Source organism: Turicibacter sp. T129 (assembly GCF_025594975.1).
Lineage (GTDB): Bacteria > Bacillota_I > Bacilli_A > MOL361 > Turicibacteraceae > Turicibacter > Turicibacter bilis.
In genome coordinates this window covers 101,792-127,350 of the sequence record NZ_JAMQUU010000016.1, presented here as the reverse complement: position 1 = coordinate 127,350, position 25,559 = coordinate 101,792, and the positions used below count along the sequence as shown (strand labels likewise).

Genomic DNA, 25,559 nt, shown 5'->3' with positions numbered 1-25,559 from the left:
CCAATTATCATCCCAGCGTGTCGTTTGATTTTTGATATTAAAGCCAAATGAACACCCTTGAATTAAGCCATTACGGACATTCTCTAACAAGTCATTCCCATCGGTAGTATTAGGAATATCTAATTCAAAGCGTAATCCATTCTCATCTTCCTCTAAGACTAAGTTTGAACCTGTACGCCCAACAACTTTATTCCAATCATGGTTAATAAGCATGAAAACATCACGTTCAGATAATGATTTCTTGAAAGCTCCTGGACGGACACGTTCATAGAAAACTTCACCCCAACGGTCTGTCAACTTCGTATACTCCTCTTTAAAAGTCGCAGCATATCCAACTAATTTTCGGCTTTCAATGTCTGCGCTACGAATCTCGAGGTTCATTGTTCTTTGTTCCATGTTTTCCATCTTCACCACCTCCTTTCAAGTCATCATTAAATTCATTATCAAGGATTGAGTTGTAATTCTTAGTAACATAATGTTCATTCGCCCAATCTTCATCGATAAGCGATTTACCAAACATTTCGCGATTCTCATTCACTGAATGAACTCCAATTCTGAATAGCAAGTCTGCTGATTTAGACATTTTTTCAATATCTACGTCGCGAATCTTCTTCGTATCCATTCTGACGAATGAATTATTAAGATAGTTAGTCATTCTGTACCATTTGCGATTAATTTCTGTTGTAATCAGCTTAGCAAATGGATTAATTCCAAACATAATCGTATTATCTGTTTGTTCAGCAACTCCAACTGTATCCCCGCGAACGACACCACTAGGGATATGGAAGGCAGCGCAAGCAAAATCAATCACATCATTAACTAGATTGCGAATATCACGACTATCTTTACCTACTGACATAAACTGGCTTTCTTCGTATTTATCACCGTCTGATAAATTTAACACCGCATTTTCAGACTCAAAGTATTTTTTAAAGTTCTGTTGTAGCATTTGTTGTTGTTTATCGTAATCATCACCACTTACAGGGCCAAACCCACCTTGATAAAAGACACCTTTACGTCCACCGGACTTTTTAAAGTTAGATTTAGCTCTTACTAACAACTCGCCGTAATCTGCATAAAGTCCATCAATTATCTTTTTAATGTGTTTGTTGTTTAATTTAAGATAAAAGACTTCCGATTCCACAAAAGAGCGACTTAGCGAGAACCCCCGAACCACTACATTCGAGTAAATATCCTCTTTAAATGCAAATTCGCTATGCGAGAAATCCTCTGCCACAAAGAATTGATCGTCATATTGGATAATTAAGCACTCGTTATCGTAAATTAATCGCCAAATAACTTCATGCCAAAATTCTGTCGCATTCTGATTAAGATTAGGTTCTACGTTAAGCAAATAATGGTTCATTTTTTTCACTTCTTGACCATTCTCGAACGTTTGGAACTCACTCATGACTAACGCATTAGCAATAAACGAGATACACGACTGGATAGCTAATTCTTTATAAAAGACTTCTATCGTCAATTTATCTTCTGCCACAACGGTCATTTGATTTCTAACAGCTTCTTCTTTTGAAAAAGCGCTTTTTAGCCAACTCGCAATTCCCATTCTCTCACCTCCTTTCTAAGTAGCAAAGCAAGTGATAGGTCTTCTCTGTTGAATAACTGGAATCTCTTCATCTTTGCTCATGGCGTGCATAAATGCAAAAAAGCCATCAGTCTTTCTAAGACGTGGCTCAATCTTCATATAAGTTTTATTCCCTTTGCCATCTGTATCGACATAAACGTTATTTGTGTACCAACGCATCATCATATCATCACCAAATATGATTTTTTCTGTTGCAAACAACGTTTCAATTAACGGAAATACTTTAGAGTGAGTGATAGGACCACTTCGTACTGTATTTAAAGGTAATCCTACCTCTGCGAATGAAGCAGTTAATATAGATTTACGGTAATCGTCACAAACGATGTTGCGAATGCGGTAATTCTTAGCTTGTTCGACGAACCACTTAGCGATATGACGCCCATCTATGCAATCCTCGTAGATAATCGTACATAATCCTTGTTTTCTTGCAGCTTCAATATCGAATTTAAACTCTCTATTCTCCATTTTTAAGGCCTTATGACAAATGAACGTATGTTGAAACCATACACGCTCGTCACCATACTTAAATAACAATCCACACGATGCAAAGTCCTGTACTGAAGCGTAATCGATAGCGCCAATGCAAGGAAATCCATGTAATTCTGGAATAGGTCTGTTCGTTGCAACTATTTTATCCCAGGTCGCTACTGGCGTATAGCAATTTTGAGCTGGTAAATTCATTCTCTTAGTCATGAACTCGACGGCCATTTGTGGCTGACGTTCCATCTCATAATATTCCTGTTCCATTTTTGCTTTCAATGTTGGAAAAAACCTTAGTGATGGATTAGCTTTATTCCACATTTCAAAATTATGGACTTCATCTTTATAATCTAACCGATATAAAATCGGCAACATCTTGGAATTTTTATTTTCCCCCTTCAAAATAGAATCTGCTAATTCAAGATAATCATCTAACACTCCACCGCGAACATTACCATTAGTAGTGATAATAAATGTTCTAGGATATTTTTTCTTACCTAATGCAGATGTAAAAACCTTAATATTATCGTAACTAACAAATTCATGTATCTCGTCAAACAAAATAACACCAGGACGCAGACCATCTTTGGTTTTTGCATTACTAGTGTTAAAGTGAATATATGAATTTGTTTTTTTCATGATAATCTCTTCTTTTGTATACTTAAAATGTTTTTGCAACTTCGGATTACTGTCAATGACATCATAAACATCTTCAAACGAAGTTTTAGCTTGCTTCTCAGAGTTAGCCACGATGTCAACATTATATGCCCTAACACCGTGAAATGGTGTGGTGTAATAGAAGCAACGTGTTGACATAAATCCATTTTTACCGGCTCCACGACCACACATAAGAAAAATGATATCCCAAACTAATTGGTCATCATCATAATAGCAATGTGTTAAAGCTATAATGAACATTTGCCAGTCTAACAGTTCAAAAGGAAAGTATTCATTTGTCTTTTGAATATCTTGTTCAATCATCTCATGTTTAATAACAATGTTTGGTTGTGAAAGTTTTGGGTGAATCACGTTTTTAATTAACTTTTTAATATCTTCACCTACAATAATTTCTCCGTGTTCTACCTTCCAAATATAATCATCAATATATTTGTTATAGATCATCGTCATCACCACTATCAACTTCTAATGCACTTAATCCTAAATCATTTAGAAGTTTTAGCATTTGAGAATTATACTTAGGCAATTCAACAATACTGTCATTTTTCTTGTAGATCATCTGACCATTACTATTATAGGTCTTTACCTGGACACCTCTATCATTAATATCTTCAATCAACTGATTCTTAATCTTCCACATCGACATATAGTCATTAACCAAATCGATATAGGCATCCTCATGAGCACCTTTAGATTTAAGCTGAGATAGCAAATTATTTTTGATGCGATTGAACTCCTCATCACTTTTTTTCGACTGCAACCCTTTAGGTGCAACCTTTTTCTTTTTGCTAGGGGTTGCACTTCTTTTTTTATGGGGGGTTGCACGTTGCCAATCATCTCGTCTTTTCCAAGATTTAAGCGTACTTTCAGAGATGTTAAATTTTCTAGAAATCTCCGAGTACGACTTGCCTTTTTCAAACATCTGTTGAGCCATTTTTCTGACCTTTTCTTTTTCCAAAAATAACACCTCCTACTTACGACTTAAACTGCAACCTTTTAAGAAAAACTCTCGTGCGCGAGGGAGAGAACTATTGGCCCCTACCCTTTCCCGGTGTACGTTTTCCCTAAAAAACGTGAAAAATTTGAAAGGGGGGGCTATCTAGCGTGCAGCAATGATTTTTCAATTATAGCAGCATCTCCCATGTCAATTGGATTCAAACCATACTGCTCTCTAATAGCGTTCAAAGTTAGTAAGACCTTTCGAGATAAATAATACTCCTCTATCTCCTTAATCAATTCTTCATATCGTTTATCTCGTTCTTCTTCTGTTGTAAAACTCTCACTGAACTCATTTGATCCTGCATAAATAGAGACATAACAATCATCCAACAAACGTCGTTTTGTCATAGCATCAATAGAGTCAACTCTAATCACACCATTTCTGAATTTAATAAAATGTTTCATCTTACCATCTCTCCTCATTCATAAATTTAGGTTTAGCTTCACGCTTCATCAATTCTCTCTGATGTATCTTCTCATGACAGCCACGGCATAGACTGATTAGATTATCTAAATCCATCGCTAAATCAGGTCTGTCTTTAACTTCCTTTATATGATGCACTGTGTTAGCCAGTACAATCTTATTAACCTCTGGATTCTTCTTGCACAACTGACATTCGTTATGATCCCTCTCTAAAGCTTTCAATCTAAGCTTTCTCCAAGGCCTAGAGTTGTAAAATTTATCCTCTCTGCCATCTAATATCCATTGTATATAGTCCATATCTTCACCTCTTCCATCACAGTAAACAAAAAAACACACGTTTCCGTGTGCCTATAACTTATAAAACAGGGGATATTTTATAAATATTGGGATGAAAAGAGAGAATTACCTAAAGACTTGAAGAGACTTTAGGTTAAGTTAGGGGGGCGCCTGCGGTTGGATTTGCACCAACTTCACCGTATTAAAGCTTTACTAACATAAGCTACACAAGCATATTAGTAGCTATCTAAAGGATAACTACTTCATGTGAAAATTTAACTATTGGAGGAGGTGCCATAAAAATGGCTCGTAATGAAACAGTAGCAAAAACGTCTCGTCATTTGGTGCTCCCTGTAGGATTCGAACCTACAACCGCAGACTTAGAAGGTCTGTGCTCTATCCGTTGAGCTAAAGGAGCATGAGCGAGGGATTTCTCCCTCTGACGATTAACTCGATTTCAGTATTGCGATTAATGCATATTATTGTGAGTAATAAGACCTAACCACTCATTCCGTCGCGTTAATGACACTATCATAATATCACCTTAAGCACCTTTATTTTCACAATGAAATCACAAATAATTCACAAAAAAATCACACCGCACTTTTATATAACATCTCTAACTCCGACTCTGCACATCTAATCTTCTTTGTGATTGTATTAACACTAATTCCTAGCGCTATCTCAATCGCTGGGTTACTCTTATTTCTCACATGACGCAATAACATCGCATCGCACTCTTGAGGATGAGTCGTTCTAATCAAATCTAATGCCTTTTCAACTCGCGCAATATCAGGTCTTAAAACAGATAACTCTAATTCAATCATTTTCTTCTCTTCAATGCGGTGCCAGTATTTATCTTCAATGCCACCACCATTACCGCCATGATCCTGACTATAATCAGTAACTTTGATTAGAGTTTGATTATCTATGCACTTCAAATCATACTCTAACATCGCCACACGTTTTAAATTCCACGAATACTCTTTTAAAATATCTTTCGCCTTCATACTCTCACCCCTACGCTAAACTTTCTGATTTTAATTACTTTTTATAAATGGAAAATCTGCCATAAAATTTGAAAACATCGTCAACTTCTATTGGTTTCCAATCATGACGACTTATTCCGTAAGGGATTACATAATATATTGTTTCATCAACCATTTTATACAAATAGTCACACAATACTCCATCTCTTCTAACTATTTGTCCACTTAACAAGGATTCTAAAACTTCTTTATGTGTCATATATCCCACTCCTTAACCGCGCATAAAAATTTAATTTTATTTGCTACAACGTAAATTCTTTGACACCTAAACAGATAATCTTCTTAAAAAAATCATTTAAATACTCGTCTTTATCGTACATTATTTTAGAAACTAAAAAGTCTTTCATATCGGATTCAACTTTAATTAATTCTTGCTCTGACAATTCATGCTCAAATCCTTGTGACACCTTATAAGAACTATAATGCCTTGAAATTACTTTTTCAACTGGAACTGTATTTGCGATAAACTGTCCACCATTTTGTTCATAATAAACACTTTTTTGTTCAGAATATCTTCCTTTCGCTTTCTCAAACTTGAAGAATGTTTTCCAATTATCATTTTCATCCGTACATAAAACCAATTTAGCTTCCCAAATTTCCATTATTACAACCTCCCATTTGTGTTTAAAATTTGTATTTTACGATATATCAATCTTGCTAAAACTCTGTTCTCTGTATTAGATGTTCGTTCAATTCTAAAACATCTAATACATCATTAAAGCTATCAAATTCTTCTTTACAAACTGTTCCGTAAGATAGATTAACCAATCTAAATTTATTAGTTAATCTATCTTCTGCCACGAGATATCGACTCCCATCTATGGCTATTGTAGTTACAACAAAACCAACTTTCCCACTGATCCACTTCATAACTCCCTCCTTACTGGTACAGGCAATTAAACCTGTACCTTTTCTTATTTTAAAGTCCGCTCAGCAATCAAAAACTCCATAGTGTTCCCACACTCACATTTATAACTAATAATTTCATTCTTATTGTCGTCATCATCTACTGGCCTACAATAAATACGTCCGCATTCGCATGGTAAATCTACTATTTTCTCCACACTCTCACCTCATAGATCATCAATTTTAATTACTTTAAATACTGACTACATACCTCTTTCATCTCGTCAAAACTTAGTTTTTCATTATCAGAAAGTTTTTCGATACAACTACTATATCGATTAGCCTTTACATAATTACTTGAGTTATCGCCCATAAATATGCAAAACGTAACAATCAAAAAACCACCAAGAAAAACTATTATAAATGCACTAAATTCTTTAACATTCATAAGCTACCTCTTAAAACTATATTTTTAATTACTTCTCAAATGTATAAAAGCTATTTCGTGTCTGTACTAAAATGTGGCTAAAACTTTCATCTATCGAGATAACTTCACTTGTTGTCGTTGTTGAATCTTTTGTAGTAAATACCAACCCATGACCAACTGAGCACACCTTTAACTCGCATTCTTTACCTAAATCATCAAGTATATTTCCATAACTATTATTTACTTTAGGTTGTTTTAGATTAAAACCAACAAATTTCATGAACATCACTCCTTTAAAATTAGTTTTTTAGCATACCTGTTCTTCGATATCTAAACTCTTGTCATAGTGAATCACCCAGTAGCAATCCTTATAGTAGCTGTAATAAGCAATCTTCCTACGATTTAGACAGCTAGTAGCATAATCCACTTGCTCGTTGGTCCAACAATAAATCACATCAGCTTTCTTTGTCGCATTAAGCGTGTACTGTACTGAAAACTTAAACTGATCAAATCCATTAATCTCCCTTTCTCTTTTGTTCTTAATATCAATCCCAACCGCTCTTAACGCATGTGTGTACTTAGGGCTAAAACCACCTCCGTGATTGATATACCTATTAATCGACTCTACTGGCACTCCTGTTAATTTAGCCAGTTCAACCTGTGTCATCTTATTAACCTCTAAATACTCACCTAGCGTCACGGTTACCTCTCCTAAATGTCTTTAAAATTTCCATTTTTAATATAACCACTCATTTTCTAAGTAATAAAATCCGTATATCACTCCACCGATTAGCACGATCCATACTATCCAAAACACCCATAAACAGCCTTCGCCATCAATTAAATAGTTATAAGCTTCATCTGTTGTTTTATTTTCGTACATGCTGGCCTTATCTGCTATCGTATTATCTTTCAAATTAGCGAATATCGTTCCTGTTAACTTAGGTTCAATGACATAATATTTATATCTAATATGAGAACTTTCCTTAACTGTCGTTAGATATGAATCATCCGGTCTATTGAACTGATTAAACTCAAATTCTACATCTAAAAAGGTAACTTTCTCGCTTTGTTTTTCTTCAGAACCTACTCTATCCCATGTCCAGTAAGTTTCAGTTCTATGACAGGTACTTTTCCCACACTTATAGCTAACTGTTCTAGTATGCTGCGTATATCGTTCCTTTACTTTCTTGATATACATATATTCGCCATCAATTTCAGGATAAGAAACTCCGTCTACGGCAACCAAATCACCGTAGACAAAAGCATTTCCGACATTCGTCCTCATTCCATACTCAAATAAATCTTTATCCTCAACGTGAATCGCTTTATTATATTTCTCATTTCTATCGAAGATGCTATCGGAAATTTTCCCTGATATTATAATTCCGATAATTAACATAGCAGCTATAATAATCACACTAAAGATGATCTCTCTTTTTGTAATCTCCATATGAATTACTCTCCGAACAAATGGGTTGGAGCATCTGAAGGAGCATCATAGTTCAGGTAATCAAACCCTGCCTCTTCATAACCCAATAAACTTAACATCTGCTTATTAGGAAACTTCCTAACATAACGGTTATACTCTTTGATCTGCTTGTTATAGTTACTGCGATATTGAGCAATTAAATTCTCAGTTACACTTAATTCATTCATTAACTCTTTGTAATTCTCACTCGCCTTCAACTCTGGATAAGCTTCTGCTACAGATGAAATTAAAGTTGTTACATCACTAATATCACCTTTTCCATTCGCTCGGGCCTCCACTACATTCTGTAACGTCTCAGCTTCATGTTTATCATAATTTTTAACAGTATCAACTAAGTTATAAATCAAATCCACTCGTCGTTTTTCTTGGACATTTATATCAGAATAAGCAACTCTCACTTGCTCTTCTAATGAGATAGCTTTATTTTGAACTCCATTCACCATAAACACACATAAAACAATAACTACTAATACACTTGAGATACTAATTCCAATTAATTTTAAATTTTTCATTTCTACTCTCCTTTTTGATTATTTACTTGATTTTGTAATGACTTCAATCTATTCAACAGATTCTGATCCGCATCATCTAACTCGTATCTATATTCCAGTCCATCTATTAAATCATTGATTTGATAGATATTCATAGGAACACAATACAATACTCCTTCACTACTCATTTCTTATCCCTCCAACTCAATCAACTTCACATACACACAAGGTTCTTCACCGTAATATTTCTTCACTTCACACTCAACGATCTGTTTATCATCTGCATACGCTAGAGCATTTAAGGCATCTAACACACTCTTAGCGATATTATCTGCATCAGGCTTCACTGTAGGACGTATTTGTCCGCTTATTTTCAACGCTCGTTTCTTCTTGCTATCTGACTTAGGAATCGGCATAAACACCCCAATTTCGGCTCTTATAGCCCCCTCAATAGGTGTCCATTCCATCCGATTGGCATAATCAGAATAACACCACTTCACATATCCTTCATAATTGACCGTAGCCTGAGGCGTATAAACACGCCCCCTGCTTAATCTCGGTCGCTGCTTAGCTTGGACCATACCTGGAATCTTAAATGTTCTCAAATAACTCTTCCTCCTAAAATAAACTCAACTGATTTTCACTAACTTTCTTCCGTCTCTTCTCCGGCTTAACCTCACCTATCACATAAATCAATAAATGCGGTGCCAATAATCTTTTCAAATGTTTATCACCTTACGGAAATCTCAATTTACCTACTTTCAATTTCTCTACCGCACATTGACCACAACGATTTAATTCGTCGAATGTGTACTGATTCACACCAACTTGATGCAAACTTTGAACTAAGCAATGGAAGCTACAATACCAAGATCCACACTCACAAATTTGAGCCTGTTTCTTTACCGCCTTGCATCCACAGTGGTTGCATATGATGCTCCCCATTCACTTCCGCCTCCGCTTCCTCTAACTCTGTTAAGTCACACTTCTTCATTACCCGTAACTCCACCAATGACTCTTTACTTAACTTAATCCCGTCAAGGTGATACCTAGCATTAAATGTTTTTTGTCCAATTGTGTGAGCTTCTTGATGATGATCAGCACATAATGTTAAGAATTTATGTTCACTATGATCAACTTTCTTTCTATCTCGCCCCATTCCTATCGGATTTGTATGATGCAAATGAATACCTATTGTCCGTTTATCTCTCTGACAACACACACATTTACCATTCATGATGTGATAATAAATCCAATTATTTGTTGTCCTTGCCATCGCATTAACCTTAGGGCTCATCTCAATATCCCATAACAACATGAACTCAATTAAATAATCTATAAACTCTGTTGCTGTAGGAACATCTAAATCGGATATACTAAACACTTCAATTCCGTATGCCTCAGCGAACTGTAACTTTAAATCTTCTTTTAACTGCTTTCTCTCTGACGGATGGTAGTCATAATGTTTTGCCACATCCCCAATTAAAGCGTGGATTAATTTATTTTGCGCTGATGTTATGCTACGTCCATCATCAAATCGGATAGCTCCACTCATCCACTTTTGAATCAGCTTCTTTGGAGCAAACCATCCAGGGACGTGGACCTTGAACCACGCACCCTTTTCGGTTTCTGTATAATCGTAAAATATAGCTTTTTCAAACATTTTTATAATAAATGGCTCGCATCTTGAAGCTCTAACTCACTATAGTCAATAATCTCTTGTTGCTTTTGTGGGCGATTAGCATAGCTAACTTTATTCACTGGTTCAGATTTGATTTCAACTACTCCAGCCATCGGTGTTGGTTGTGACTGTTGTGATTGATCTACAACTTCTGACTCATCATACATTCCTTGGTGAGTCTCAGGGAACGCCTTTCTCAATGCAGTAGACTCAGCTACCTTATGAATCATCACAGCAGGACGATTAGTCCAGTTAGCATTGAGTGTTCCGTCTTTTTTCTTTTGAGCAAATTCGTCAAAGTTAACTACCACCTCTGTAGGTCGAGGAATATCTTTGCGATAAACAGTTGCCCAAGCTCCTACTAACTCTTCACGAGACTTGATATAAAGAGTTCCTTTTCGTTGTTCTAGCGCTCCTGTCTCTTTATTCATGACAACAACCCCAGACTCCATTCCATCATAATTTGGATTGGCAAATGCTCGTTTAAATGCAACATCTTTAGAAACAACCATTGATGCAGGTTGATCTCCGAATTTAATCAAATAAGCGTCTTTAATGAATGGGTTTAATTTTTGGTGTTGGCATAACTTCAAGAACATCATTAACTCTTGTGGTGTGACTTTTGAGTTTGGTTCCACTAAGAAATCACGAATTTGCGCCATTGATAATTCGATAGTTCCTGAATCTGTTTCGATTTTGTGAATTTGATAATATCCTTCTTGAATTGCTTGTTGATGTTTTTGGTGCATTTCTGCTAAATGGTTTTGTTGTTGTGTATTTGTCATTTTAAATTCCCCCTATTATTTAACGATGTCGTAATGCATTCCGATACTTGCCATGATATTTTTGAAAGCTTTGAATTGTTCTGCGGTCCCATACAATTTAATAGTCGCTGACATAATCGGTTCATCAGGTTTAGGTTTGTAAATAGGCTCCACTGGTTCTTCGTGAACAACTGGCTCATTCTCCGGTTGGTTCAGAATCTCTCTAGCCTCTTTTTCTTCTTCTTCAATCTCAGCAGCTAAACGTCGTTTACCTTCTGCATGAATCTTATCTACAATTGATTGAACTTCCTCACCACTTGCTAATAATTCAATCCATCCAGTCGCATCTAAAGGTGTTTTTAACCGTGCATTATGCATCTCGCAAGTCGCTTTAATAATCTCTTGATGTCGAGTCACGCTCATTTGGGCGATTTTTAGCGTTTCTGCGAGGTTTTTTAATTCTGTGGTAACTTTACTCATAGAGGTTGATTTGTTTAACCACGTCGAATTTATTTGAATTTGAGCGTTATATTTATCATCTAACTCATACTCAATCACGATTTTTTCAATTTCTTCTCGAATCGCAGCTTCTTTTTCTGCCTTACGACGTTCCTCAATTTCTTTAAGTTGAGTATCTATAGGTTTTTTAACTTCCTGGATCAGCATTACCAATTCCTTGCAATCCGCTTCAAATTGAGCAATAGGCTCTGATAGCTGCTTTTTAGTATCCTTACGGAAGGTTTCAATTGCCGTTTCTAACTTTCCAAGTTCTGCCTTAGCTTTTTTACAATCTTTTTCTGTATCTACTGTCACTACTAAATTTTTATATTTCTCTAATTGTTGTTCTAAAAATACTCGTAAATCTTCTTTATTAAATTCCACTACTGGAATTGATTGTTGTAATACTTGTAATTCCATTACTCTTCCTCCGATAATTCTAAAAATTCATGCCAATCAAAATACTCATACTTCTCACACGTCACCACAAACTTCCTCCCACAAATGACTTAATTTAAACGAACGCTTAAATCGTTTGACCGCTTGAGCACACGGAAAAGTAAAGACTAACTCATTAATGTATTTCCCTTCGATGAGTTCCACTGACTCCGCACAAAGCTTTACGATCTCCCCGCGTTCTAACTTTATCTCTGTTACAATAAACTGCGCTTTATCTTTCTTCCGAGTTAAGATTAATCGGTGTCTCATCCTTCCCACTCCAATCATGCGTAAAGTATTTGATTAATTCATCACGGAATAATTCGATTGCTTTTTCTGCGATTTCTTCTGATATGAAATAAACTTGACCAAAATCTTTATCATTGCAAACATAGTATAAATCCAATTCTTTAGTATCGTAGTAATAGGTAATGAAGAATTTTTGTTGATTTGTATTTAACCAATTAATCTCATTCCCACCATTCTCATCACTAAAACGTTGTAACTTACGGAATAACGTTTGTTTGAAATTGATTTCCTCTGCTTTTTCTTCGGTTGAGAAGTAATTGGCTTGTTTATAATACATATCATCCTTGAATTGCCCACACTCCATTGATTTACCTAAGTCATTAATAAGAATCACGTTATACATCTTCCCATCTACACGTTCCCAACCTGTTAATGGTTTAGGTTCGATGTATTCTTCGTAATCATTAGCTAGGATATTGAATGTATGTGCTTCAACCCAACCTGTGTGTGATTCAGTTTTTAGCCAAATCACCCCATCACTATCCATGCTATAAATCCAAATGCCACTTTTAATCATCTTCCCTTGCTTCATTAACTCAATTGCTTCTAATCCGTTCATTACTCTTCCTCCTGCATCTCGTAAAATTCATGCCAATCAAAATACTCATATTTATCACATGTCACCACAAACTTCCTCCCACACTCACACTTAACAACTTCCTGTTGCCCTAAATGGCATTTGTCATAGTTATAATCAGAAAACTTAGTGCAGTAGGGACACTCTATGATCTTGCTGTAATCAAATTCTTTACTCATATCACACCGACTTTCGAGTAAAGGCAACTACAACAAACCTTTCTTCACGGTGATACTCCACTTCAACTGGTAGCTCTTTTGTAATAACACTACTTAAATACTCTAAATCCTCACGACTGAATTTATTTTGAGGAATCGTCACACCTGCTGTGACAATCCCTTCTTCCTGTGCCATAATGCGAGCCATTGAGGCTAATGCTTCTCCTAATTTTAAGAACTGATCCATTAAACTTCCTCCCAAAAATCACTTGCTTTAATTTCGTCGATGCACGATTGACACATACGAACACTTTTAACCTCTTTCAACTCACTTGACGAACCACAAATTGCACAACAACATTCGCTCTTTGTTAAAATAACTTTGTTACCTGAAACTTGCATATTCACTCGCGCACCTTTCCCTCATCCTAATGCTTTTCTGAACTCCATTGGGATTACTAATCGTCCTAATTCATCTAATTTACGTTCCATAATTCATATCCTCCTAAAATGTCTAATTTTTGTTATATTTAGTGAATACATTGATTCTATTTTGTCTATACTGTATAATGTCTTCGAGATTTTACATGGTGAACTAATCTCTTTGGAGCATGACTGTTGGTAGCAGTTGTGCTCTTTTTTTTATTTTTATACAGCATTCATATCACCACCTTTCTACAAAATTATTCCTTGTTTAAAACGATAATTCTTATTTCCATCTTTCTTAATCTGTAGACAGAACTCTTTACACCGTTCATTAATGCGGCCTGCAACAGCTTCATCAACATAATCTCTAATTTCATCAATCATAAACTCTGATGAAATAATAGTGACTAATCTCTTGTTGTATCGTTCATTGATCAACTGGAAGGCGTATTTTACATCGGTTGGATTAACCTTCAACTTTCCTGAATCATCTACAACACTTCCTTTTAGGAAATCATCAATATATAGGACCTCAACTTTACTAAATTCATCAAAGTATTCATCACGGTCAACATCAAACCTCATTCGTTTAAGCTTCTCCGTAAATTCAGTCCAAGCCATATATTTGACTTTCTTATATCGTTTCAATAATTTATTAGCAATAGCTGAACAAATCATTGTCTTTCCTGCTCCACTTTGACCCAAAATAGCAAACCACGAGTCACCTTGATGTTCTAAGTAATTTCTAGCTCCTTCAAGTACAATTCCTTGCCACGTTTCCGCAACCTTGAAATTTTCTAAACGATGATCTAATAATTCGCCCATCCCACTTAAACGTGCATTTTGAATCATTTTTCGAACTTCCATACATCCACATATTTTTGTAGCTTGAGTAACGATGTCATTATGTTGTTGAACCACTGCAATCCATCCTTTGTTTAAACAAACCTTACAGTCGAAGTCTTTCTGATTCAGATGTCCTTGACGTGCATTATCTACATTGACAAAATACTGAACTCGTTCAACTTCCGTTAAATTAGAGATACTGGCGTCCTGTTGAGTCGACTTCCCCAATAGTTCTGATAGACTTTGCATCTGTATTCCCCCTTTGCTTCTGAGTCTTTAACTCATAAACATCTGTCCAATTTTTTAAGATAGATCGTTCTAAGATTAAAATCTTTTCTTCATCTGAAGAGGTTAGTTTATCTAATTTATTCAAAATCATCTTCATAGCACGTTCAGTTGGTTTCTTTTTGATTAAAACCCTCATTTCAACAAAAGAACTTAATGCTTCAATTAGATTTTCATTTGTTGTATAAGAAGAAAATAGCGAGATGAAATCTGCGTTAGCAGGTTTCTTTTTATTTTTCTTTTTATCTGTTTGTTCTTTTTCTTCTTCTTTTTCTTTTGTTTTTTCTTTTTCTTTTTTCTTGCAAGGGGTTTGTAAGGGGCTTATAAGGGGGTTATATTTTTCCTTTAAAAAGTCACTCTTAATTCCTTGCAATTCCTTTTCTACGCACTTTTGAATATTGATGTTATTTATTGGATTAAACTTCAACCAATTAACCAAAGCCACTTCTTTAGTTGATTCATCATATGCAATCTTTCCGTATTGCTCAAATCTTTCAATAAGTTTAATGATTGTATCTCTGTTGTATCCTAATTCCATTTCCATAACCTTAATCGGTAACTGATATATTCCACACTGCGATGTTTTAGAATTTGTCATTAAATACAGATAGAAATACTTTTCTTCAGGTGTTAGCTCCAAGATGAATTCGTCTTGCCAAAATGTAATATAGACTTGTCGATATACAGCCATCAAATCCACCCACAACTCTCATAACGACCAAACTGTTTCAAATCACTCTCTTCTATCCATTCTTGAAGTTGTGCTTCGTACGCTGCTTTTAACGTATGTTTGTCAATCGTGACTAATAAAGTTTCATCTTTTCCGACTTCCAACGATTCAATGTACGGAAGGTCAGCAACTAATATATCTAAGTCGCTTTCTGATGGCTCATGAAGTAATCCAACTTCTGTGAAGCTAAATTTAAATGTACAACTTTTCCCCTCTTCCCAATTTTCAATTTTTTCATTAATCAAATCTTTCAGTTTTGCATCTACTGCAAGCAAATAAGTCATACAGCACCTCCTAATAATTCTTTAAGACAACCTCATAAGGTGCCATTTCTCTTCCACCAAAGTTTTGATGATAAATATTCTTGTAATACCATTCCACCGCAAAGCGTTGTAACTCCCCAATTGATTGAATATTCAATCTCACAATTTCTTTTAAAGATCCATGTGGGCGAATTTGAACCGTATTCGACTCTTTAACAAATAAAATTCCAAATATAATCACTTTATCCATTGATGTGTGAATATCCATAACTCCCATTGTTTAATCCCTCCAAATTTTGTTGTTTTTCTTTGTCTAAGGTGTTTGAAATAAAAATCCGATAAACAACACTGGTGAAAATTCAAACACCTTTAAATCGAAGAAAATGAGCCTTAAAATTAATTTAGATATTTCATTAATTATCTAAGTTAGAGCGAAAAAATTTAATATCCCATTAACTGCATTAAATAAATAATTGTTCCAATAAAGACTGCTGCTGTTAAAAACATCAAAACAACTATTAACCAATCTTTTAAATCCATTCCTCTTCCTCCTTAAATTCCGTATACTTCGATAGGCTTTAACGCCATCTCGTTAGCGTCGAAAACATGACCAACCATACGCTCGGACAACTCCTCAACATCCTGTACTCGAACGCGAATACTGTTGTTATTAGGTCGTAATGGACGAATCAACCCTGCCTTGATGTATTTAGATATTGTTTGAGCTGATACCCCCATAAGATAACCAGCCTCCTCCAACGTTACTGCAAAACGTTGTGGAATTGGAATTGGATTTTCTTTTTTATCTACCATGATTTGCACCCCTCCTTAAATCTCTAAACTCATTTGATTAATGTTAAACATTGCTGCTCTTGATGGATACCAATCATTAATAAAATCAAGCACCATATCTAAATGCTTTTGACGTAATTGTGTACGTGTCTTAACTCCTGTAATTTCAAGAATATCTCTGTTCAACGCTCTGAATAACTCTCCAATCTGTTTTTTATTTAAGTTCATTTGACGCTCTTTTTGAACTTCATACACTCGTGATGATACTCGTTTAGAAACTAAACTATATTCAGCTGGGTCCAACTTAGCATTTTCTTCAATTTCATTCACCTTCTGTTGAACTGTTTGAACTTGTTGTTCTAACATCTGTTGCTTTTGATCTAGCATAATAATTGATTGCAACTCTGGTGATAAGTTAGCGTATGGATTATGTGACGCCTGTTTAATCTGCTCCTCCATTTTGTTAAAAGCTTCAATGTATTGTAATTTCCACTGCAAAGCTTCTTTCCCTGTGAACCCCATAACCAGTAAGCTAAATCCATCTCGTGTGAGTAGATATTCTTTGTTCATTTTTCCGTTTGAAGCCTTATATTGAGATTCGATAAATAGTAGCCCCCAATTTTGGGTTGTATTAGATTCGATAATGTTATTAATATCTCGTAATACATGGTCATGACGTTTATCGAAGTCATAAGCCACCACTCGACTACTTACAACTGCTACTCCGTCTTTATTTTGAATGTTGATTACTTCTGCATTTTCATAGCCTTTTGAGTAAAAAGGTTTAATATTGATATTGTTCATTTCTCTTCCTCCTTTATAAAATTGTCATATTTTGTTATAATTTCACCGAAAGGAGGTGAAATTATGGCACCTATTCCCAAATTAGAACCGATAGTACTAGAACAAATAAGTAAAATAATTGGCGATTCTCTTACTGGTTCTCAAATAACCGGACTGTTTGAAAATTTTGGTTATCAAGATTGTCCACAGTATACTAAATGGCGTAGAATTAATGCTTTTTTCGAATACTCTCAAAATCGTTACAACGCTTCAAATCAAGTACTACACTTTATAGAACACTCTTGTTCACCGGTATCGTTCATCAATAAGAATGATGAATTTCAAAAAATATTATTCGAATTAAATCAAGTACTGGTTTTTTCATCTTTGAAATTATGTGACGATGGGAAAATACGCCAAACATTAAAAGCGAATACAATTAATGAAGCTAAGTCACGAGCATCTGAAATCCATAAAATTCTTTTCGATCGAAATATCCATCCAGATGTTTTGAAGTTTTGTAAAGAAGAAATTATTCAAGATAACTATTTTCATGCAGTTTTAGAGGCAACAAAGAGTTTATCTGATAAAATACGTTCAAAAACTGGATTAGGAGATGATGCTTCAACATTAGTTCATAAAGCCTTTGATAGAGAAAGACCTTTACTAGCACTTAATTCACTTCAGACCGCATCCGAACGCAATGAACATATTGGGTTAAGAAATCTATTGTTAGGTATTTTTTCCATGTTTCGAAATATCGCAGCGCATGAAGCTAAAATTCATTGGAATATTGATAAACAAGATGCGATAGATTTATTAACCATGATTTCTTTTGCACATCGCAAATTAGATCTATGTTTTAGAACATCATATCCAATAGAAAACCAAAAGTAGTTTCTTGTACTTTACCTAACAAATTAATATTCGGATAAACACACTCGATACTGCTCGCATATCTATGAGCAGTATTTTTATTTTTAAACACCATAGCATCACAAATTCTTTTTGATAATGCCCCATCTAAATCTGTTAAAAAATAATTTGCACTTCCGCTACCATATTGTACTTCACAACACACTATAAAAATTTCTTCATTTTCATATCCCTTTGATTGAGATACTCCCAGTTGAATGTTGTTCATTTTTACGCCTCCTGTAATTTATTATCAAAAGATGATTGCATTCTTTGGAACTCGATACCATGAATAAAACTTGCGAAGCATTTTTGCTCAACTGTATCCATGTTGTTCAAAATATATCTGAACGCATCAAGCTGACTAAACACTTCAGGTTTTTTATCGGCAGAATTCTCCATTCTCTCACCTCCCTTTAGTGAGGCATAGTTTTTGTAACGTTTGCTACCTCACATCGACAATATTACCACTATTTTGTAGCTTTTGCAACAACTTCTTTAAAATTTTTGAATAAAATTGTATCTTTTGCTACAAAATGATGATAATATAATTACGAAAGGTGGTTAAATCATGCAAGAAAGACTAAAAAAATTAAGAAAACTACTTAATCTTAATCAAGCTGAGTTTGCAGAGAAATTAAATTTATCTCGAGGGCAAATAGCATGTTATGAAACTGGAAGACGCTCAGTAAGCTCAAGGACAATTAATGATATCTGTCGTGAATTCAATGTAAACAAATATTGGCTTCTAAACGGAGAAGGCGAAATATTTCTTCCGCAAAACGATAATGACGTTGCCGAATATATTAAATCTCTTAATATGAGTGATTTCGAAATGGAGTTATTAGAAAAGTTTCTGCAATTCGATTCACAAACTAGAATAAATATACTTGAATTTGCAACCAAGACATTCAATATCCCTCCTCAAGCTAAAGAAACACAATCAATTAAAACTGAAGTTGAATTAGCTGAGGAGGCATATATAAAAAGTGTCTCAAAATTAGCGCCAAATACGGATTATTCTGTTACGAATACCACAAGCGACAAAAACAAAGAAAAATTAAAAGTAGTTAAATAAAAAAAACAGGATAAGGTTTATACCCTATCCTGTTTTCTAAAGATATGAAATTGAGGTGATAAAATGAAAGGTTCAGTACGTAAACGTGGTGAAAAATGGAGTTATTACTTTACAATTAAAGTAGATGGCGCTTACAAGAAGAAGGAAAAAGGTGGATTTAGAACTAAAAAAGAAGCAGAAACTGCCTTACGTGAAGTTTTACAACAATACGAAAAGCAAGGCTTTGTCCAAAATAATGTTAGTTACACCTTGCAAGAATTCTCAAATTATTGGTATGAGAATGTCGCCAGCAATTCTTGTCGATATAACACATTAGTTCAATACAATAGTATGCTTAAAAATCACATTATTCCTGAATTAGGATTTATAAAAATGACAAGTATTACACCTGAAATACTTCAAAAATTCTTTGCAGAAAAGCAAAAAAGTTTGTCTAACAATACAATAGCTGCAATTAAAAAAGTCTTAAATAATATTTTTAAATTAGCAATTAAGCAAATGATTATCTCTTATAACCCTCTAGATCGTTTAGAGTTGAAGAAAAAAAGCGAAGAAAAAAAGATGGCAATCGTTTCGTTGGACGATTTAGATACCATCTTTGAAGATTTAAAAGACACTCGTTATTATATCCCTTTTTTAATCGCAACTCAAGTCGGAGGGCGCCGAAGTGAAGTGTTAGGATTAACATGGGATAATGTTGATTTAGAGAATAAACTTATAACTTTCGATAAACAACTATTGAATAAAGTTGGTACTGGATTAGAGTTATCACCAACAAAAACTTCATCTAGTAATCGTACGTTATTGATGACAGATAAATTAGTAAATGCTCTTTTAGAGCATAGAAAACAACAACTATCTAATAAAGATTTTTACGGAAACGTATATTATACAGAACAAGATTTTGTCTGCTGCAATGAAGATGGTTCGCCTATTCCTCCGGAATCACTTACATCTAAAGTAACTAGAATGAGTAAGCGATTAGGAGTTGACTTAAAATTCCACGCACTAAGACACACTCACGCCACTATGTTGTTAAATGCAGGTGTTAATATAAAAGTTATTCAAGAACGTTTAGGTCATAGTAGTATCACGACTACGCTTGATACATATAGTCATGTTACAAAAGAAGGCGAAGTAGATGCCATCAAATTATTCGAAAGAAAATTCAACAAATAAAATTGCCACCAAAATAAAAGTATGGTGGCAAAATGGTGGCAAATAATCAAAATTCATTAAAAAACATTACATCAAAGAAAATACAAAACCATTAAAAACGTTGATAATATCATATTTTAGTAGAAATATTTTTTGTATAACTATATTAATTTATCTTTATTATGGTAATACAAAAAAGTTTTTTATTCAACAAAAAAAGAAAGACCACCTTCAGTCTTTCAACCATTCATTGATCTATCCTTGTAAAAACTAACTACGCCCTGACAGTAGAAGACATATTTCTATTGGAAATGGAAGGGAACCCATCGAAACTATGAGATGTCTTAGTATCAAAAAAGAAGAACGACTATTTCACTCTTAAGATTCCCACATCCAATCATCTCAATAAATAAAATCAGTTAAAATCATTTAAATGGTTTGTTTACCATTCCCTCAAAATTTCTCCATCCATTCACAAACTTAAAACTTTTCCAGCAGCTTTCAAAAGCATTCTCACCTATCAAAAAAGTGGGGCTGAAGTATGTCTAATTTAACATACATGCGAACCAAGACAGTATTTCTCTAAAAAAGAACTTTATGTCGATGTTTTCCCTGTTTTTAAACAACCTCTGTCTTATTTCTTTTTAAAGGGTGATATGCTATAATAAATCATAACAATCATGATTTATTGGGAGGTGTCAAATGAATTTACGTCAAGCAAAGTCAACCTTATTAATCTTTACTTATATCTTTGTGATGTTTTTATTACCAACGATTTCATTTCACTTATTAGCCACATTTTGCACAAACGATGTAGATATTCAAGTGTTTGCAAACTTAATTTCTTATATCGTTTTAGTCATTGTTTCCATCGCATTTTTTGGTCGTGAGCTAGCTGATCAATTTAAAAAAATCACTTCTGTTAAACACTTCATAAAAGGAGTTGCAATTAGTTGGTGTCTTTTATTTGCAGCGTCATACGTTTCAGGTATGATTGTCATCTTCTTTACCCAATCAGCTGAGTCATCAATCAATCAACAAGTCATTACGAATCTTATGGAATTCCATCCGATTTTAATGGCAAGTATGACGATTTTATGTGCCCCTCTAGCCGAAGAAGTTGTTTTCCGCTTCACTATTATGCGAGGGCTTCTTAAACATCCATGGCTCGGAATCTTCCTAAGTAGTTTCTTATTTGGAATGATTCACGTCATTAGTGCAGGAGATTTCATCTATATTATTCAATACATGGCGATGGGGATTGCATTAGGATATACCTATTATCGTCATCAAAATATTTGGTATTCAATTGGTGTACACGCTGTACAAAACTTCATTTCAACCGTATTAGTTTTTATCACCTTATTTTTAACTTAAAAAAATCACGACACATTTGATGTCGTGATTTTTTTATAGCCTAAATTTCTATTCAAAAGGAGTTATAAAAAGTCCATATTATACAATGATCAATCCTAACTGATAAACAATTAAACTAACGAGGTAAGCAACAATTAATCCAAACGCAACCATTAACGCTGTTGTCTTAGCTGATTTCGTTTCTTGATACATGACCCCCACCGTTGATAGACAAGGAATATAAAGTACAGAGAACACTAAAAAACTAAAGGCTTGAAGTGGTGTAAATAACGTTAAAATCCCCGCTTCCGCCCCACAAATAATTAGCATAGATGAGGACACTAATTCTTTCGCTAAAAATCCTACTACTAAACTACTAGCTGCTTGCCATGTTCCAAAGCCAAGAGGAAGAAATAACGGAGCTAAGACACTACCTAACATTGCTAAATAACTTTCATCACTCGCCACATGTAATCCTGCTGGCCCCATCTCTTGTAATAACCATAAAATAACCGATCCTAAGACAATAAATTTCCCAGCCGTATGAATAAAGTCACTTCCACGATTAAGCGTCTGGCTAATTAAATTTTTGACTTGTGGAACACGATACGGTGGAACCTCTAAAATAAAATTATCTTCTGTCTTTTTAAAGATTGATACTGATAATAGTTTTGCACTTAATAAAGCAATCACAATACCAAGTAAATATAATCCCATAATAATAAGAGATTGATACTTCGCAAAGAACATTCCAACAAATAAGACATAAACCGGTAAACGAGCAGAGCACGACATAAATGGAATCACCATCATCGTTTTGATACGTTCATTCCGATCAGGAATCGTACGCGTCGCCATAATCGCAGGAACATTACACCCAAATCCAGTCACAAGCGGGACGATCGCCTTCCCATTTAGTCCAAACCCTGAGAAGATATAATCCATCACAATCGCAACTCGCGCCATATATCCAGTTGCTTCCATTAGCGATAAACAGAAGAATAAAATTAAAATTTGTGGTAAGAAGACAATCACACCTCCTACCCCTGCAACTAATCCATCAATGAGTGCTCCATAAATGAAACCATCTGGGTTGGCGCCTAATGACACTAAGAAGTTTGATAGATTCGGTACAATCCATTCATCTAATACGGCACTAAATCCATCGGAGATTGGATTTCCTACTAAATCAAACGTTACCACATAAATTAAAAACATAAGGACGAGAAAAATCAACGTTCCGATAATCGGATGTGTTAAATAACGATCGACCTTCGTTAACTTAGGCTTCGTTTCAACTTTAAAACCAGGAATCGTCTGCATACACTCACGATAAAGTTGATGAATAAATTCGCGTCGCTTATTAAAAATAGCACCTTTTAACGATAAAGCCACTTTTTCGTTTATAATTTTTCGTTCAGTTTCCTCCACAATCGCACGAATTGGTACTTCATTTGCAAGAGATAGTGATTGATAAATTCCCTCATTTCCCTCTAATGCCTGAATCGCAATCCAACGGGCATCTAAATGTTGAGGAGTCTCACTAAGAAGCGATAAAATCTGAGAAATAGCTGTTTCAATTGTGACACCATAATATAGACGAAATGGTTTTTTTAGTGTTAATGTGGGTAATTGATGAATCACTTCATCAATTCCTTCATTTTTACGAGCAGAAATAAGGACTCCATCAACTCCGAGCATTTTTTCTAATTTCTCAAGGTTTAAATTTAATCCCTTTCTATGAAGAGCATCCATCATGTTCATGGCCACTAAGATAGGAACATTTGCTTCTAGCAACTGAATCGTTAAATGAAGATTACGCTTTAAATGCGTTGCATCGACAATATTTAAAAGTCCATCATATGACTCATTTAAAAGGGCATAAGTCACCACTCCCTCATCTTCACTACTTGGCGTCACACTATAAGTTCCCGGTAAGTCTATTAGCTCATCATTCGTTTTTTTAATACTCCCTACCAGTTTATCAACTGTGACCCCACTCCAGTTCCCAACATGAGCATTCGCTCCTGTTAAGCTATTAAATAATGTTGTTTTACCCACGTTAGGATTTCCAATTAACATTAAACGCAAGCAACTCACCTCCTAATTTTCCTTATAATTTTTCAACAGTTATCTTTTTAGCATCTTGTTTTCGGATACAAAAATCAACATCATCAATTGAAATATAAAATAATTGTCCAAAGTTTAAAATATTTAACATCGTAACTTCTGAGCCAATGGAAATTCCCACGTCATAAAGTCGACGGCTGAAACTATCTGACAAATCTTTAAAATCTAAAATTAACGCACTCTCACCTTTTTTTAATGTCGATAAAGTCATCATCATGTCTCCTTTTGATTGATAATAATTCTCATTGATTATATTATATCATATGCAAAACTTGATGTCTATTCCAATCGAATTGTCCTCTTTTAACACTTATTAAAACGCCTATGAAACTAACTTCATCTTGATGATTTCATGAAAAAGTATTCACTACCTACTTTAGAATCCATATAACTTGTAGTTATGTGTCAATTTAAAAAAGACATACTTTCCCTTCCTTTACAATACATTCATTATAGGTGATTATCTATGAAAAAAATCATGAATTCTGTTGTTCTTCTTGCATTTCTTATTATCTTATTACTGCAACCAGCGCCTATTATTGCGGCGACCAAAACTGGTTTTGTCACTTGGGCAGAAAAAGTTGTGCCTTCACTCTTTCCATTCTTTGTACTGACGCGTCTCATGATTTATTATCAAGTGCCGCAATTAATCGGTAAGTTGCTCACGCCATTATTTAAATACCTACTTCACTTATCACCCATTACATTTTTTGTTATGTTTTTGAGCATGATTAGTGGAAATCCATCAGGATCAAAGATGGCACGAGATTACTATGATCAACATTTAATTAGTGCTAAAGAAATGGAAGGACTCATGTATTTTTGCAACTTTGCCAGCCCCCTCTTCATCCTCGGAACGGTAGGCGTCGTGTTGTATCAATCCACCACGATTGGTTACTTATTATTAATAGCGCATCTTTTAGGATCAATTGCTGTCTTTATTTGTTGTTATCCTTTACTTCGCTCCAAAGAAACAATTCGCCAAGTCACCGTTCAATTTCCAAATCAATCATTTTCTGCTATTTTGATTGACTGTATTGAAAGTAGTCTTCAAACGTTAATCCGTGTTGGAGGAATTATCGTCTTTTTCTACATCATTTCTGAGACGTTTAATATTATCGAGATTACACAACTCTTCAATGTCATTATGCATCCTTTTATTGAAGATATAGGTCTAGCGTCAATAGAACCACTTGTAGCAGGAATTCTTGAATTTACCCAAGGAGTCACTAAAGTTTCGCAAACAACCGCTCCTCTTCAAACTAAACTCGTCTTAACTGCTTTTATTATTAGTTTTACTGGTCTATCTGTCCACACACAAAGTTTTATGTTTGCCAAAAACTTGAATATTCCTTATCTTAAATATTTCATCATGCGACTCCTTCATGGATGTACGAGTGCACTCATCGTGTTACTGACATGGAAAACAGTCTTAAGAGAGGATATAGATGTCTTCCTTCCTCTCGACTCAACTCCATCTACAGTGGACTCTTCTCTCATTCCACTGACCGTGGTCTTATTTGCTTCTTATTTCGTTTTAAAACTATACCACCAAATAAAAATAAGAGTCAAACATAAACTAGCTTAAAAGCTTATCCAAAATA

At 34.7% G+C, this 25,559-nt stretch carries 40 protein-coding genes and 1 tRNA gene; 5 read left to right on the top strand and 36 right to left on the bottom strand.

Annotated elements, in window-relative coordinates; all coding sequences use genetic code 11:
* The 32 genes from NEH75_RS02920 to NEH75_RS02765 form a co-directional block, all read right to left on the bottom strand.
* Nucleotides 1-405, bottom strand: a 405-nt coding sequence (locus NEH75_RS02920) for an HK97 family phage prohead protease (RefSeq protein WP_262948475.1), incomplete at its 3' end; no start/stop codon positions are given.
* Entirely contained in the window at nucleotides 362-1,567 is a 1,206-nt protein-coding gene (locus NEH75_RS02915) for a phage portal protein (protein ID WP_262948521.1), read from the bottom strand. The genes NEH75_RS02915 and NEH75_RS02920, both read right to left, overlap by 44 nt.
* Nucleotides 1,568-1,582: 15 nt before the next feature.
* Entirely contained in the window at nucleotides 1,583-3,208 is a 1,626-nt protein-coding gene (locus NEH75_RS02910) for a terminase TerL endonuclease subunit (RefSeq protein ID WP_262948520.1), read from the bottom strand.
* Nucleotides 3,198-3,722: a P27 family phage terminase small subunit gene (locus tag NEH75_RS02905; protein ID WP_055165353.1), complete on the bottom strand. Its 525-nt coding sequence runs from the start codon at nucleotides 3,720-3,722 to the stop codon at nucleotides 3,198-3,200. The genes NEH75_RS02910 and NEH75_RS02905 overlap by 11 nt, the downstream gene beginning before the upstream one ends.
* A gap of 137 nt (nucleotides 3,723-3,859) precedes the next feature.
* Nucleotides 3,860-4,168: a hypothetical protein gene (locus tag NEH75_RS02900; protein WP_262948519.1), complete on the bottom strand. Its 309-nt coding sequence runs from the start codon at nucleotides 4,166-4,168 to the stop codon at nucleotides 3,860-3,862.
* Between the two features lies 1 nt (nucleotide 4,169).
* Nucleotides 4,170-4,484: an HNH endonuclease gene (locus NEH75_RS02895; protein ID WP_262948518.1), complete on the bottom strand. Its 315-nt coding sequence runs from the start codon at nucleotides 4,482-4,484 to the stop codon at nucleotides 4,170-4,172.
* A gap of 321 nt (nucleotides 4,485-4,805) precedes the next feature.
* Nucleotides 4,806-4,881: transfer RNA gene (locus NEH75_RS02890), tRNA-Arg, on the bottom strand.
* A gap of 175 nt (nucleotides 4,882-5,056) precedes the next feature.
* The gene (locus tag NEH75_RS02885) at nucleotides 5,057-5,473 is read right to left on the bottom strand and encodes a hypothetical protein (RefSeq protein ID WP_262948517.1); all 417 of its coding nucleotides are present in this window, start codon (nucleotides 5,471-5,473) and stop codon (nucleotides 5,057-5,059) included.
* 34 nt (nucleotides 5,474-5,507) lie between these two features.
* Nucleotides 5,508-5,711 carry a hypothetical protein gene (locus NEH75_RS02880; RefSeq protein WP_262948516.1) on the bottom strand — a complete coding sequence of 68 codons (204 nt, stop codon included), beginning with the start codon at nucleotides 5,709-5,711 and terminating at the stop codon, nucleotides 5,508-5,510.
* Nucleotides 5,712-5,754: 43 nt separating this feature from the next.
* Nucleotides 5,755-6,114 carry a hypothetical protein gene (locus NEH75_RS02875; protein ID WP_262948515.1) on the bottom strand — a complete coding sequence of 120 codons (360 nt, stop codon included), beginning with the start codon at nucleotides 6,112-6,114 and terminating at the stop codon, nucleotides 5,755-5,757.
* 55 nt (nucleotides 6,115-6,169) lie between these two features.
* Nucleotides 6,170-6,382, bottom strand: coding sequence for a hypothetical protein (locus NEH75_RS02870; RefSeq protein WP_262948514.1), 213 nt, complete (start codon nucleotides 6,380-6,382; stop codon nucleotides 6,170-6,172).
* A gap of 44 nt (nucleotides 6,383-6,426) precedes the next feature.
* Complete coding sequence (locus NEH75_RS02865) at nucleotides 6,427-6,576, bottom strand: hypothetical protein (protein WP_262948513.1); 150 nt, start codon at nucleotides 6,574-6,576, stop codon at nucleotides 6,427-6,429.
* Nucleotides 6,577-6,605: 29 nt separating this feature from the next.
* Nucleotides 6,606-6,806, bottom strand: coding sequence for a hypothetical protein (locus NEH75_RS02860; RefSeq protein ID WP_262948512.1), 201 nt, complete (start codon nucleotides 6,804-6,806; stop codon nucleotides 6,606-6,608).
* 28 nt (nucleotides 6,807-6,834) lie between these two features.
* Nucleotides 6,835-7,065, bottom strand: coding sequence for a hypothetical protein (locus NEH75_RS02855; protein ID WP_262948511.1), 231 nt, complete (start codon nucleotides 7,063-7,065; stop codon nucleotides 6,835-6,837).
* Between the two features lie 27 nt (nucleotides 7,066-7,092).
* Nucleotides 7,093-7,485: a helix-turn-helix domain-containing protein gene (locus NEH75_RS02850; protein WP_262948509.1), complete on the bottom strand. Its 393-nt coding sequence runs from the start codon at nucleotides 7,483-7,485 to the stop codon at nucleotides 7,093-7,095.
* Nucleotides 7,486-7,521: 36 nt separating this feature from the next.
* Nucleotides 7,522-8,238 carry a hypothetical protein gene (locus tag NEH75_RS02845; RefSeq protein WP_262948508.1) on the bottom strand — a complete coding sequence of 239 codons (717 nt, stop codon included), beginning with the start codon at nucleotides 8,236-8,238 and terminating at the stop codon, nucleotides 7,522-7,524.
* A gap of 5 nt (nucleotides 8,239-8,243) precedes the next feature.
* Nucleotides 8,244-8,789 carry a LemA family protein gene (locus tag NEH75_RS02840; protein WP_262948507.1) on the bottom strand — a complete coding sequence of 182 codons (546 nt, stop codon included), beginning with the start codon at nucleotides 8,787-8,789 and terminating at the stop codon, nucleotides 8,244-8,246.
* 2 nt (nucleotides 8,790-8,791) lie between these two features.
* Entirely contained in the window at nucleotides 8,792-8,956 is a 165-nt protein-coding gene (locus NEH75_RS02835; protein ID WP_262948506.1) for a hypothetical protein, read from the bottom strand.
* Nucleotides 8,957-8,959: 3 nt separating this feature from the next.
* On the bottom strand, nucleotides 8,960-9,373 hold the full coding sequence (locus tag NEH75_RS02830; protein WP_262948505.1) for a RusA family crossover junction endodeoxyribonuclease: 414 nt from the start codon (nucleotides 9,371-9,373) through the stop codon (nucleotides 8,960-8,962).
* Between the two features lie 275 nt (nucleotides 9,374-9,648).
* Nucleotides 9,649-10,323 (bottom strand): putative HNHc nuclease, encoded by a 675-nt coding sequence (locus NEH75_RS02825; RefSeq protein WP_262948504.1) that lies wholly within the window; start codon nucleotides 10,321-10,323, stop codon nucleotides 9,649-9,651.
* A 110-nt stretch (nucleotides 10,324-10,433) separates the two neighbouring features.
* Complete coding sequence (gene bet, locus NEH75_RS02820) at nucleotides 10,434-11,234, bottom strand: phage recombination protein Bet (RefSeq protein WP_262948503.1); 801 nt, start codon at nucleotides 11,232-11,234, stop codon at nucleotides 10,434-10,436.
* Nucleotides 11,235-11,249: 15 nt separating this feature from the next.
* Nucleotides 11,250-12,131, bottom strand: coding sequence for a DUF1351 domain-containing protein (locus NEH75_RS02815; RefSeq protein WP_262948501.1), 882 nt, complete (start codon nucleotides 12,129-12,131; stop codon nucleotides 11,250-11,252).
* 54 nt (nucleotides 12,132-12,185) lie between these two features.
* Nucleotides 12,186-12,419 (bottom strand): hypothetical protein, encoded by a 234-nt coding sequence (locus NEH75_RS02810; RefSeq protein ID WP_262948500.1) that lies wholly within the window; start codon nucleotides 12,417-12,419, stop codon nucleotides 12,186-12,188.
* Complete coding sequence (locus NEH75_RS02805) at nucleotides 12,382-13,017, bottom strand: hypothetical protein (RefSeq protein WP_262948499.1); 636 nt, start codon at nucleotides 13,015-13,017, stop codon at nucleotides 12,382-12,384. The genes NEH75_RS02810 and NEH75_RS02805 overlap by 38 nt, the downstream gene beginning before the upstream one ends.
* A 198-nt stretch (nucleotides 13,018-13,215) precedes the next feature.
* Nucleotides 13,216-13,440, bottom strand: a complete 225-nt coding sequence (locus NEH75_RS02800) for a hypothetical protein (protein ID WP_262948498.1) — start codon at nucleotides 13,438-13,440, stop codon at nucleotides 13,216-13,218.
* A complete protein-coding gene (locus NEH75_RS02795; protein ID WP_262948497.1) occupies nucleotides 13,440-13,595 on the bottom strand; it encodes a hypothetical protein in 156 nt (51 codons plus the stop codon). The genes NEH75_RS02800 and NEH75_RS02795 overlap by 1 nt, the downstream gene beginning before the upstream one ends.
* Nucleotides 13,596-13,868: 273 nt before the next feature.
* The gene (locus tag NEH75_RS02790) at nucleotides 13,869-14,714 is read right to left on the bottom strand and encodes an ATP-binding protein (protein ID WP_262941001.1); all 846 of its coding nucleotides are present in this window, start codon (nucleotides 14,712-14,714) and stop codon (nucleotides 13,869-13,871) included.
* Nucleotides 14,656-15,450 carry a hypothetical protein gene (locus tag NEH75_RS02785; RefSeq protein ID WP_411158679.1) on the bottom strand — a complete coding sequence of 265 codons (795 nt, stop codon included), beginning with the start codon at nucleotides 15,448-15,450 and terminating at the stop codon, nucleotides 14,656-14,658. The genes NEH75_RS02790 and NEH75_RS02785 overlap by 59 nt, the downstream gene beginning before the upstream one ends.
* The gene (locus NEH75_RS02780) at nucleotides 15,441-15,764 is read right to left on the bottom strand and encodes a hypothetical protein (protein WP_262941003.1); all 324 of its coding nucleotides are present in this window, start codon (nucleotides 15,762-15,764) and stop codon (nucleotides 15,441-15,443) included. Before NEH75_RS02780 ends, NEH75_RS02785 begins: the two co-directional genes overlap by 10 nt.
* A gap of 10 nt (nucleotides 15,765-15,774) precedes the next feature.
* Nucleotides 15,775-16,020 (bottom strand): hypothetical protein, encoded by a 246-nt coding sequence (locus tag NEH75_RS02775; protein WP_262941004.1) that lies wholly within the window; start codon nucleotides 16,018-16,020, stop codon nucleotides 15,775-15,777.
* A gap of 275 nt (nucleotides 16,021-16,295) precedes the next feature.
* A complete protein-coding gene (locus NEH75_RS02770; protein ID WP_262941036.1) occupies nucleotides 16,296-16,556 on the bottom strand; it encodes a helix-turn-helix domain-containing protein in 261 nt (86 codons plus the stop codon).
* A gap of 15 nt (nucleotides 16,557-16,571) precedes the next feature.
* Nucleotides 16,572-17,339, bottom strand: coding sequence for a Rha family transcriptional regulator (locus NEH75_RS02765; protein ID WP_262941005.1), 768 nt, complete (start codon nucleotides 17,337-17,339; stop codon nucleotides 16,572-16,574).
* A 63-nt stretch (nucleotides 17,340-17,402) separates the two neighbouring features.
* Between NEH75_RS02765 and NEH75_RS02760 the strand changes: the two genes are divergently transcribed.
* On the top strand, nucleotides 17,403-18,215 hold the full coding sequence (locus NEH75_RS02760; protein WP_262941006.1) for a TIGR02391 family protein: 813 nt from the start codon (nucleotides 17,403-17,405) through the stop codon (nucleotides 18,213-18,215).
* Here NEH75_RS02760 and NEH75_RS02755 read toward each other — a convergent pair.
* Both NEH75_RS02755 and NEH75_RS02750 read right to left on the bottom strand, forming a co-directional pair.
* Complete coding sequence (locus tag NEH75_RS02755) at nucleotides 18,181-18,462, bottom strand: hypothetical protein (protein WP_262941007.1); 282 nt, start codon at nucleotides 18,460-18,462, stop codon at nucleotides 18,181-18,183. The two genes, NEH75_RS02760 and NEH75_RS02755, sit on opposite strands and share 35 nt — an antisense overlap.
* 2 nt (nucleotides 18,463-18,464) lie before the next feature.
* Nucleotides 18,465-18,635: a hypothetical protein gene (locus tag NEH75_RS02750; protein WP_262941008.1), complete on the bottom strand. Its 171-nt coding sequence runs from the start codon at nucleotides 18,633-18,635 to the stop codon at nucleotides 18,465-18,467.
* A 169-nt stretch (nucleotides 18,636-18,804) separates the two neighbouring features.
* Here NEH75_RS02750 and NEH75_RS02745 point away from each other — a divergent pair, with 169 nt between their 5' ends.
* From NEH75_RS02745 to NEH75_RS02735, 3 genes are all read left to right on the top strand, one after another.
* Nucleotides 18,805-19,311 (top strand): helix-turn-helix domain-containing protein, encoded by a 507-nt coding sequence (locus NEH75_RS02745; RefSeq protein WP_262941009.1) that lies wholly within the window; start codon nucleotides 18,805-18,807, stop codon nucleotides 19,309-19,311.
* A 63-nt stretch (nucleotides 19,312-19,374) separates the two neighbouring features.
* Entirely contained in the window at nucleotides 19,375-20,490 is a 1,116-nt protein-coding gene (locus NEH75_RS02740) for a site-specific integrase (RefSeq protein WP_262941011.1), read from the top strand.
* 681 nt (nucleotides 20,491-21,171) lie between these two features.
* Nucleotides 21,172-21,846 (top strand): CPBP family intramembrane glutamic endopeptidase, encoded by a 675-nt coding sequence (locus NEH75_RS02735; protein WP_055274940.1) that lies wholly within the window; start codon nucleotides 21,172-21,174, stop codon nucleotides 21,844-21,846.
* Between the two features lie 78 nt (nucleotides 21,847-21,924).
* On the opposite strand, the gene feoB is transcribed toward NEH75_RS02735, so the two are convergent.
* Both feoB and NEH75_RS02725 read right to left on the bottom strand, forming a co-directional pair.
* The gene (gene feoB / locus NEH75_RS02730; protein WP_238581255.1) at nucleotides 21,925-23,907 is read right to left on the bottom strand and encodes a ferrous iron transport protein B; all 1,983 of its coding nucleotides are present in this window, start codon (nucleotides 23,905-23,907) and stop codon (nucleotides 21,925-21,927) included.
* Nucleotides 23,908-23,938: 31 nt separating this feature from the next.
* Entirely contained in the window at nucleotides 23,939-24,166 is a 228-nt protein-coding gene (locus tag NEH75_RS02725) for a ferrous iron transport protein A (protein ID WP_055304357.1), read from the bottom strand.
* Nucleotides 24,167-24,421: 255 nt separating this feature from the next.
* Here NEH75_RS02725 and NEH75_RS02720 point away from each other — a divergent pair, with 255 nt between their 5' ends.
* Nucleotides 24,422-25,543 (top strand): nucleoside recognition domain-containing protein, encoded by a 1,122-nt coding sequence (locus tag NEH75_RS02720; protein WP_068758833.1) that lies wholly within the window; start codon nucleotides 24,422-24,424, stop codon nucleotides 25,541-25,543.
* The last annotated feature ends 16 nt before the right edge of the window (nucleotides 25,544-25,559 follow it).

Bases quoted from the DNA above. Each gene is read 5' to 3' on its own strand.
- NEH75_RS02915 (WP_262948521.1), bottom strand. From the start codon at position 1,567: ATGGGAATTGCGAGTTGGCTAAAAAGCGCTTTTTCAAAAGAAGAAGCT.
- NEH75_RS02910 (WP_262948520.1), bottom strand. From the start codon at position 3,208: ATGATCTATAACAAATATATTGATGATTATATTTGGAAGGTAGAACAC.
- NEH75_RS02900 (WP_262948519.1), bottom strand. From the start codon at position 4,168: ATGAAACATTTTATTAAATTCAGAAATGGTGTGATTAGAGTTGACTCT.
- NEH75_RS02895 (WP_262948518.1), bottom strand. From the start codon at position 4,484: ATGGACTATATACAATGGATATTAGATGGCAGAGAGGATAAATTTTAC.
- NEH75_RS02885 (WP_262948517.1), bottom strand. From the start codon at position 5,473: ATGAAGGCGAAAGATATTTTAAAAGAGTATTCGTGGAATTTAAAACGT.
- NEH75_RS02880 (WP_262948516.1), bottom strand. From the start codon at position 5,711: ATGACACATAAAGAAGTTTTAGAATCCTTGTTAAGTGGACAAATAGTT.
- NEH75_RS02875 (WP_262948515.1), bottom strand. From the start codon at position 6,114: ATGGAAATTTGGGAAGCTAAATTGGTTTTATGTACGGATGAAAATGAT.
- NEH75_RS02870 (WP_262948514.1), bottom strand. From the start codon at position 6,382: ATGAAGTGGATCAGTGGGAAAGTTGGTTTTGTTGTAACTACAATAGCC.
- NEH75_RS02860 (WP_262948512.1), bottom strand. From the start codon at position 6,806: ATGAATGTTAAAGAATTTAGTGCATTTATAATAGTTTTTCTTGGTGGT.
- NEH75_RS02855 (WP_262948511.1), bottom strand. From the start codon at position 7,065: ATGAAATTTGTTGGTTTTAATCTAAAACAACCTAAAGTAAATAATAGT.
- NEH75_RS02845 (WP_262948508.1), bottom strand. From the start codon at position 8,238: ATGGAGATTACAAAAAGAGAGATCATCTTTAGTGTGATTATTATAGCT.
- NEH75_RS02840 (WP_262948507.1), bottom strand. From the start codon at position 8,789: ATGAAAAATTTAAAATTAATTGGAATTAGTATCTCAAGTGTATTAGTA.
- NEH75_RS02835 (WP_262948506.1), bottom strand. From the start codon at position 8,956: ATGAGTAGTGAAGGAGTATTGTATTGTGTTCCTATGAATATCTATCAA.
- NEH75_RS02825 (WP_262948504.1), bottom strand. From the start codon at position 10,323: ATGAGTGGAGCTATCCGATTTGATGATGGACGTAGCATAACATCAGCG.
- bet (WP_262948503.1), bottom strand. From the start codon at position 11,234: ATGACAAATACACAACAACAAAACCATTTAGCAGAAATGCACCAAAAA.
- NEH75_RS02815 (WP_262948501.1), bottom strand. From the start codon at position 12,131: ATGGAATTACAAGTATTACAACAATCAATTCCAGTAGTGGAATTTAAT.
- NEH75_RS02810 (WP_262948500.1), bottom strand. From the start codon at position 12,419: ATGAGACACCGATTAATCTTAACTCGGAAGAAAGATAAAGCGCAGTTT.
- NEH75_RS02805 (WP_262948499.1), bottom strand. From the start codon at position 13,017: ATGAACGGATTAGAAGCAATTGAGTTAATGAAGCAAGGGAAGATGATT.
- NEH75_RS02800 (WP_262948498.1), bottom strand. From the start codon at position 13,440: ATGGATCAGTTCTTAAAATTAGGAGAAGCATTAGCCTCAATGGCTCGC.
- NEH75_RS02795 (WP_262948497.1), bottom strand. From the start codon at position 13,595: ATGCAAGTTTCAGGTAACAAAGTTATTTTAACAAAGAGCGAATGTTGT.
- NEH75_RS02790 (WP_262941001.1), bottom strand. From the start codon at position 14,714: ATGCAAAGTCTATCAGAACTATTGGGGAAGTCGACTCAACAGGACGCC.
- NEH75_RS02780 (WP_262941003.1), bottom strand. From the start codon at position 15,764: ATGACTTATTTGCTTGCAGTAGATGCAAAACTGAAAGATTTGATTAAT.
- NEH75_RS02775 (WP_262941004.1), bottom strand. From the start codon at position 16,020: ATGGGAGTTATGGATATTCACACATCAATGGATAAAGTGATTATATTT.
- NEH75_RS02770 (WP_262941036.1), bottom strand. From the start codon at position 16,556: ATGGTAGATAAAAAAGAAAATCCAATTCCAATTCCACAACGTTTTGCA.
- NEH75_RS02765 (WP_262941005.1), bottom strand. From the start codon at position 17,339: ATGAACAATATCAATATTAAACCTTTTTACTCAAAAGGCTATGAAAAT.
- NEH75_RS02760 (WP_262941006.1), top strand. From the start codon at position 17,403: ATGGCACCTATTCCCAAATTAGAACCGATAGTACTAGAACAAATAAGT.
- NEH75_RS02755 (WP_262941007.1), bottom strand. From the start codon at position 18,462: ATGAACAACATTCAACTGGGAGTATCTCAATCAAAGGGATATGAAAAT.
- NEH75_RS02750 (WP_262941008.1), bottom strand. From the start codon at position 18,635: ATGGAGAATTCTGCCGATAAAAAACCTGAAGTGTTTAGTCAGCTTGAT.
- NEH75_RS02745 (WP_262941009.1), top strand. From the start codon at position 18,805: ATGCAAGAAAGACTAAAAAAATTAAGAAAACTACTTAATCTTAATCAA.
- NEH75_RS02740 (WP_262941011.1), top strand. From the start codon at position 19,375: ATGAAAGGTTCAGTACGTAAACGTGGTGAAAAATGGAGTTATTACTTT.
- NEH75_RS02735 (WP_055274940.1), top strand. From the start codon at position 21,172: ATGAATTTACGTCAAGCAAAGTCAACCTTATTAATCTTTACTTATATC.
- feoB (WP_238581255.1), bottom strand. From the start codon at position 23,907: ATGTTAATTGGAAATCCTAACGTGGGTAAAACAACATTATTTAATAGC.
- NEH75_RS02725 (WP_055304357.1), bottom strand. From the start codon at position 24,166: ATGACTTTATCGACATTAAAAAAAGGTGAGAGTGCGTTAATTTTAGAT.
- NEH75_RS02720 (WP_068758833.1), top strand. From the start codon at position 24,422: ATGAAAAAAATCATGAATTCTGTTGTTCTTCTTGCATTTCTTATTATC.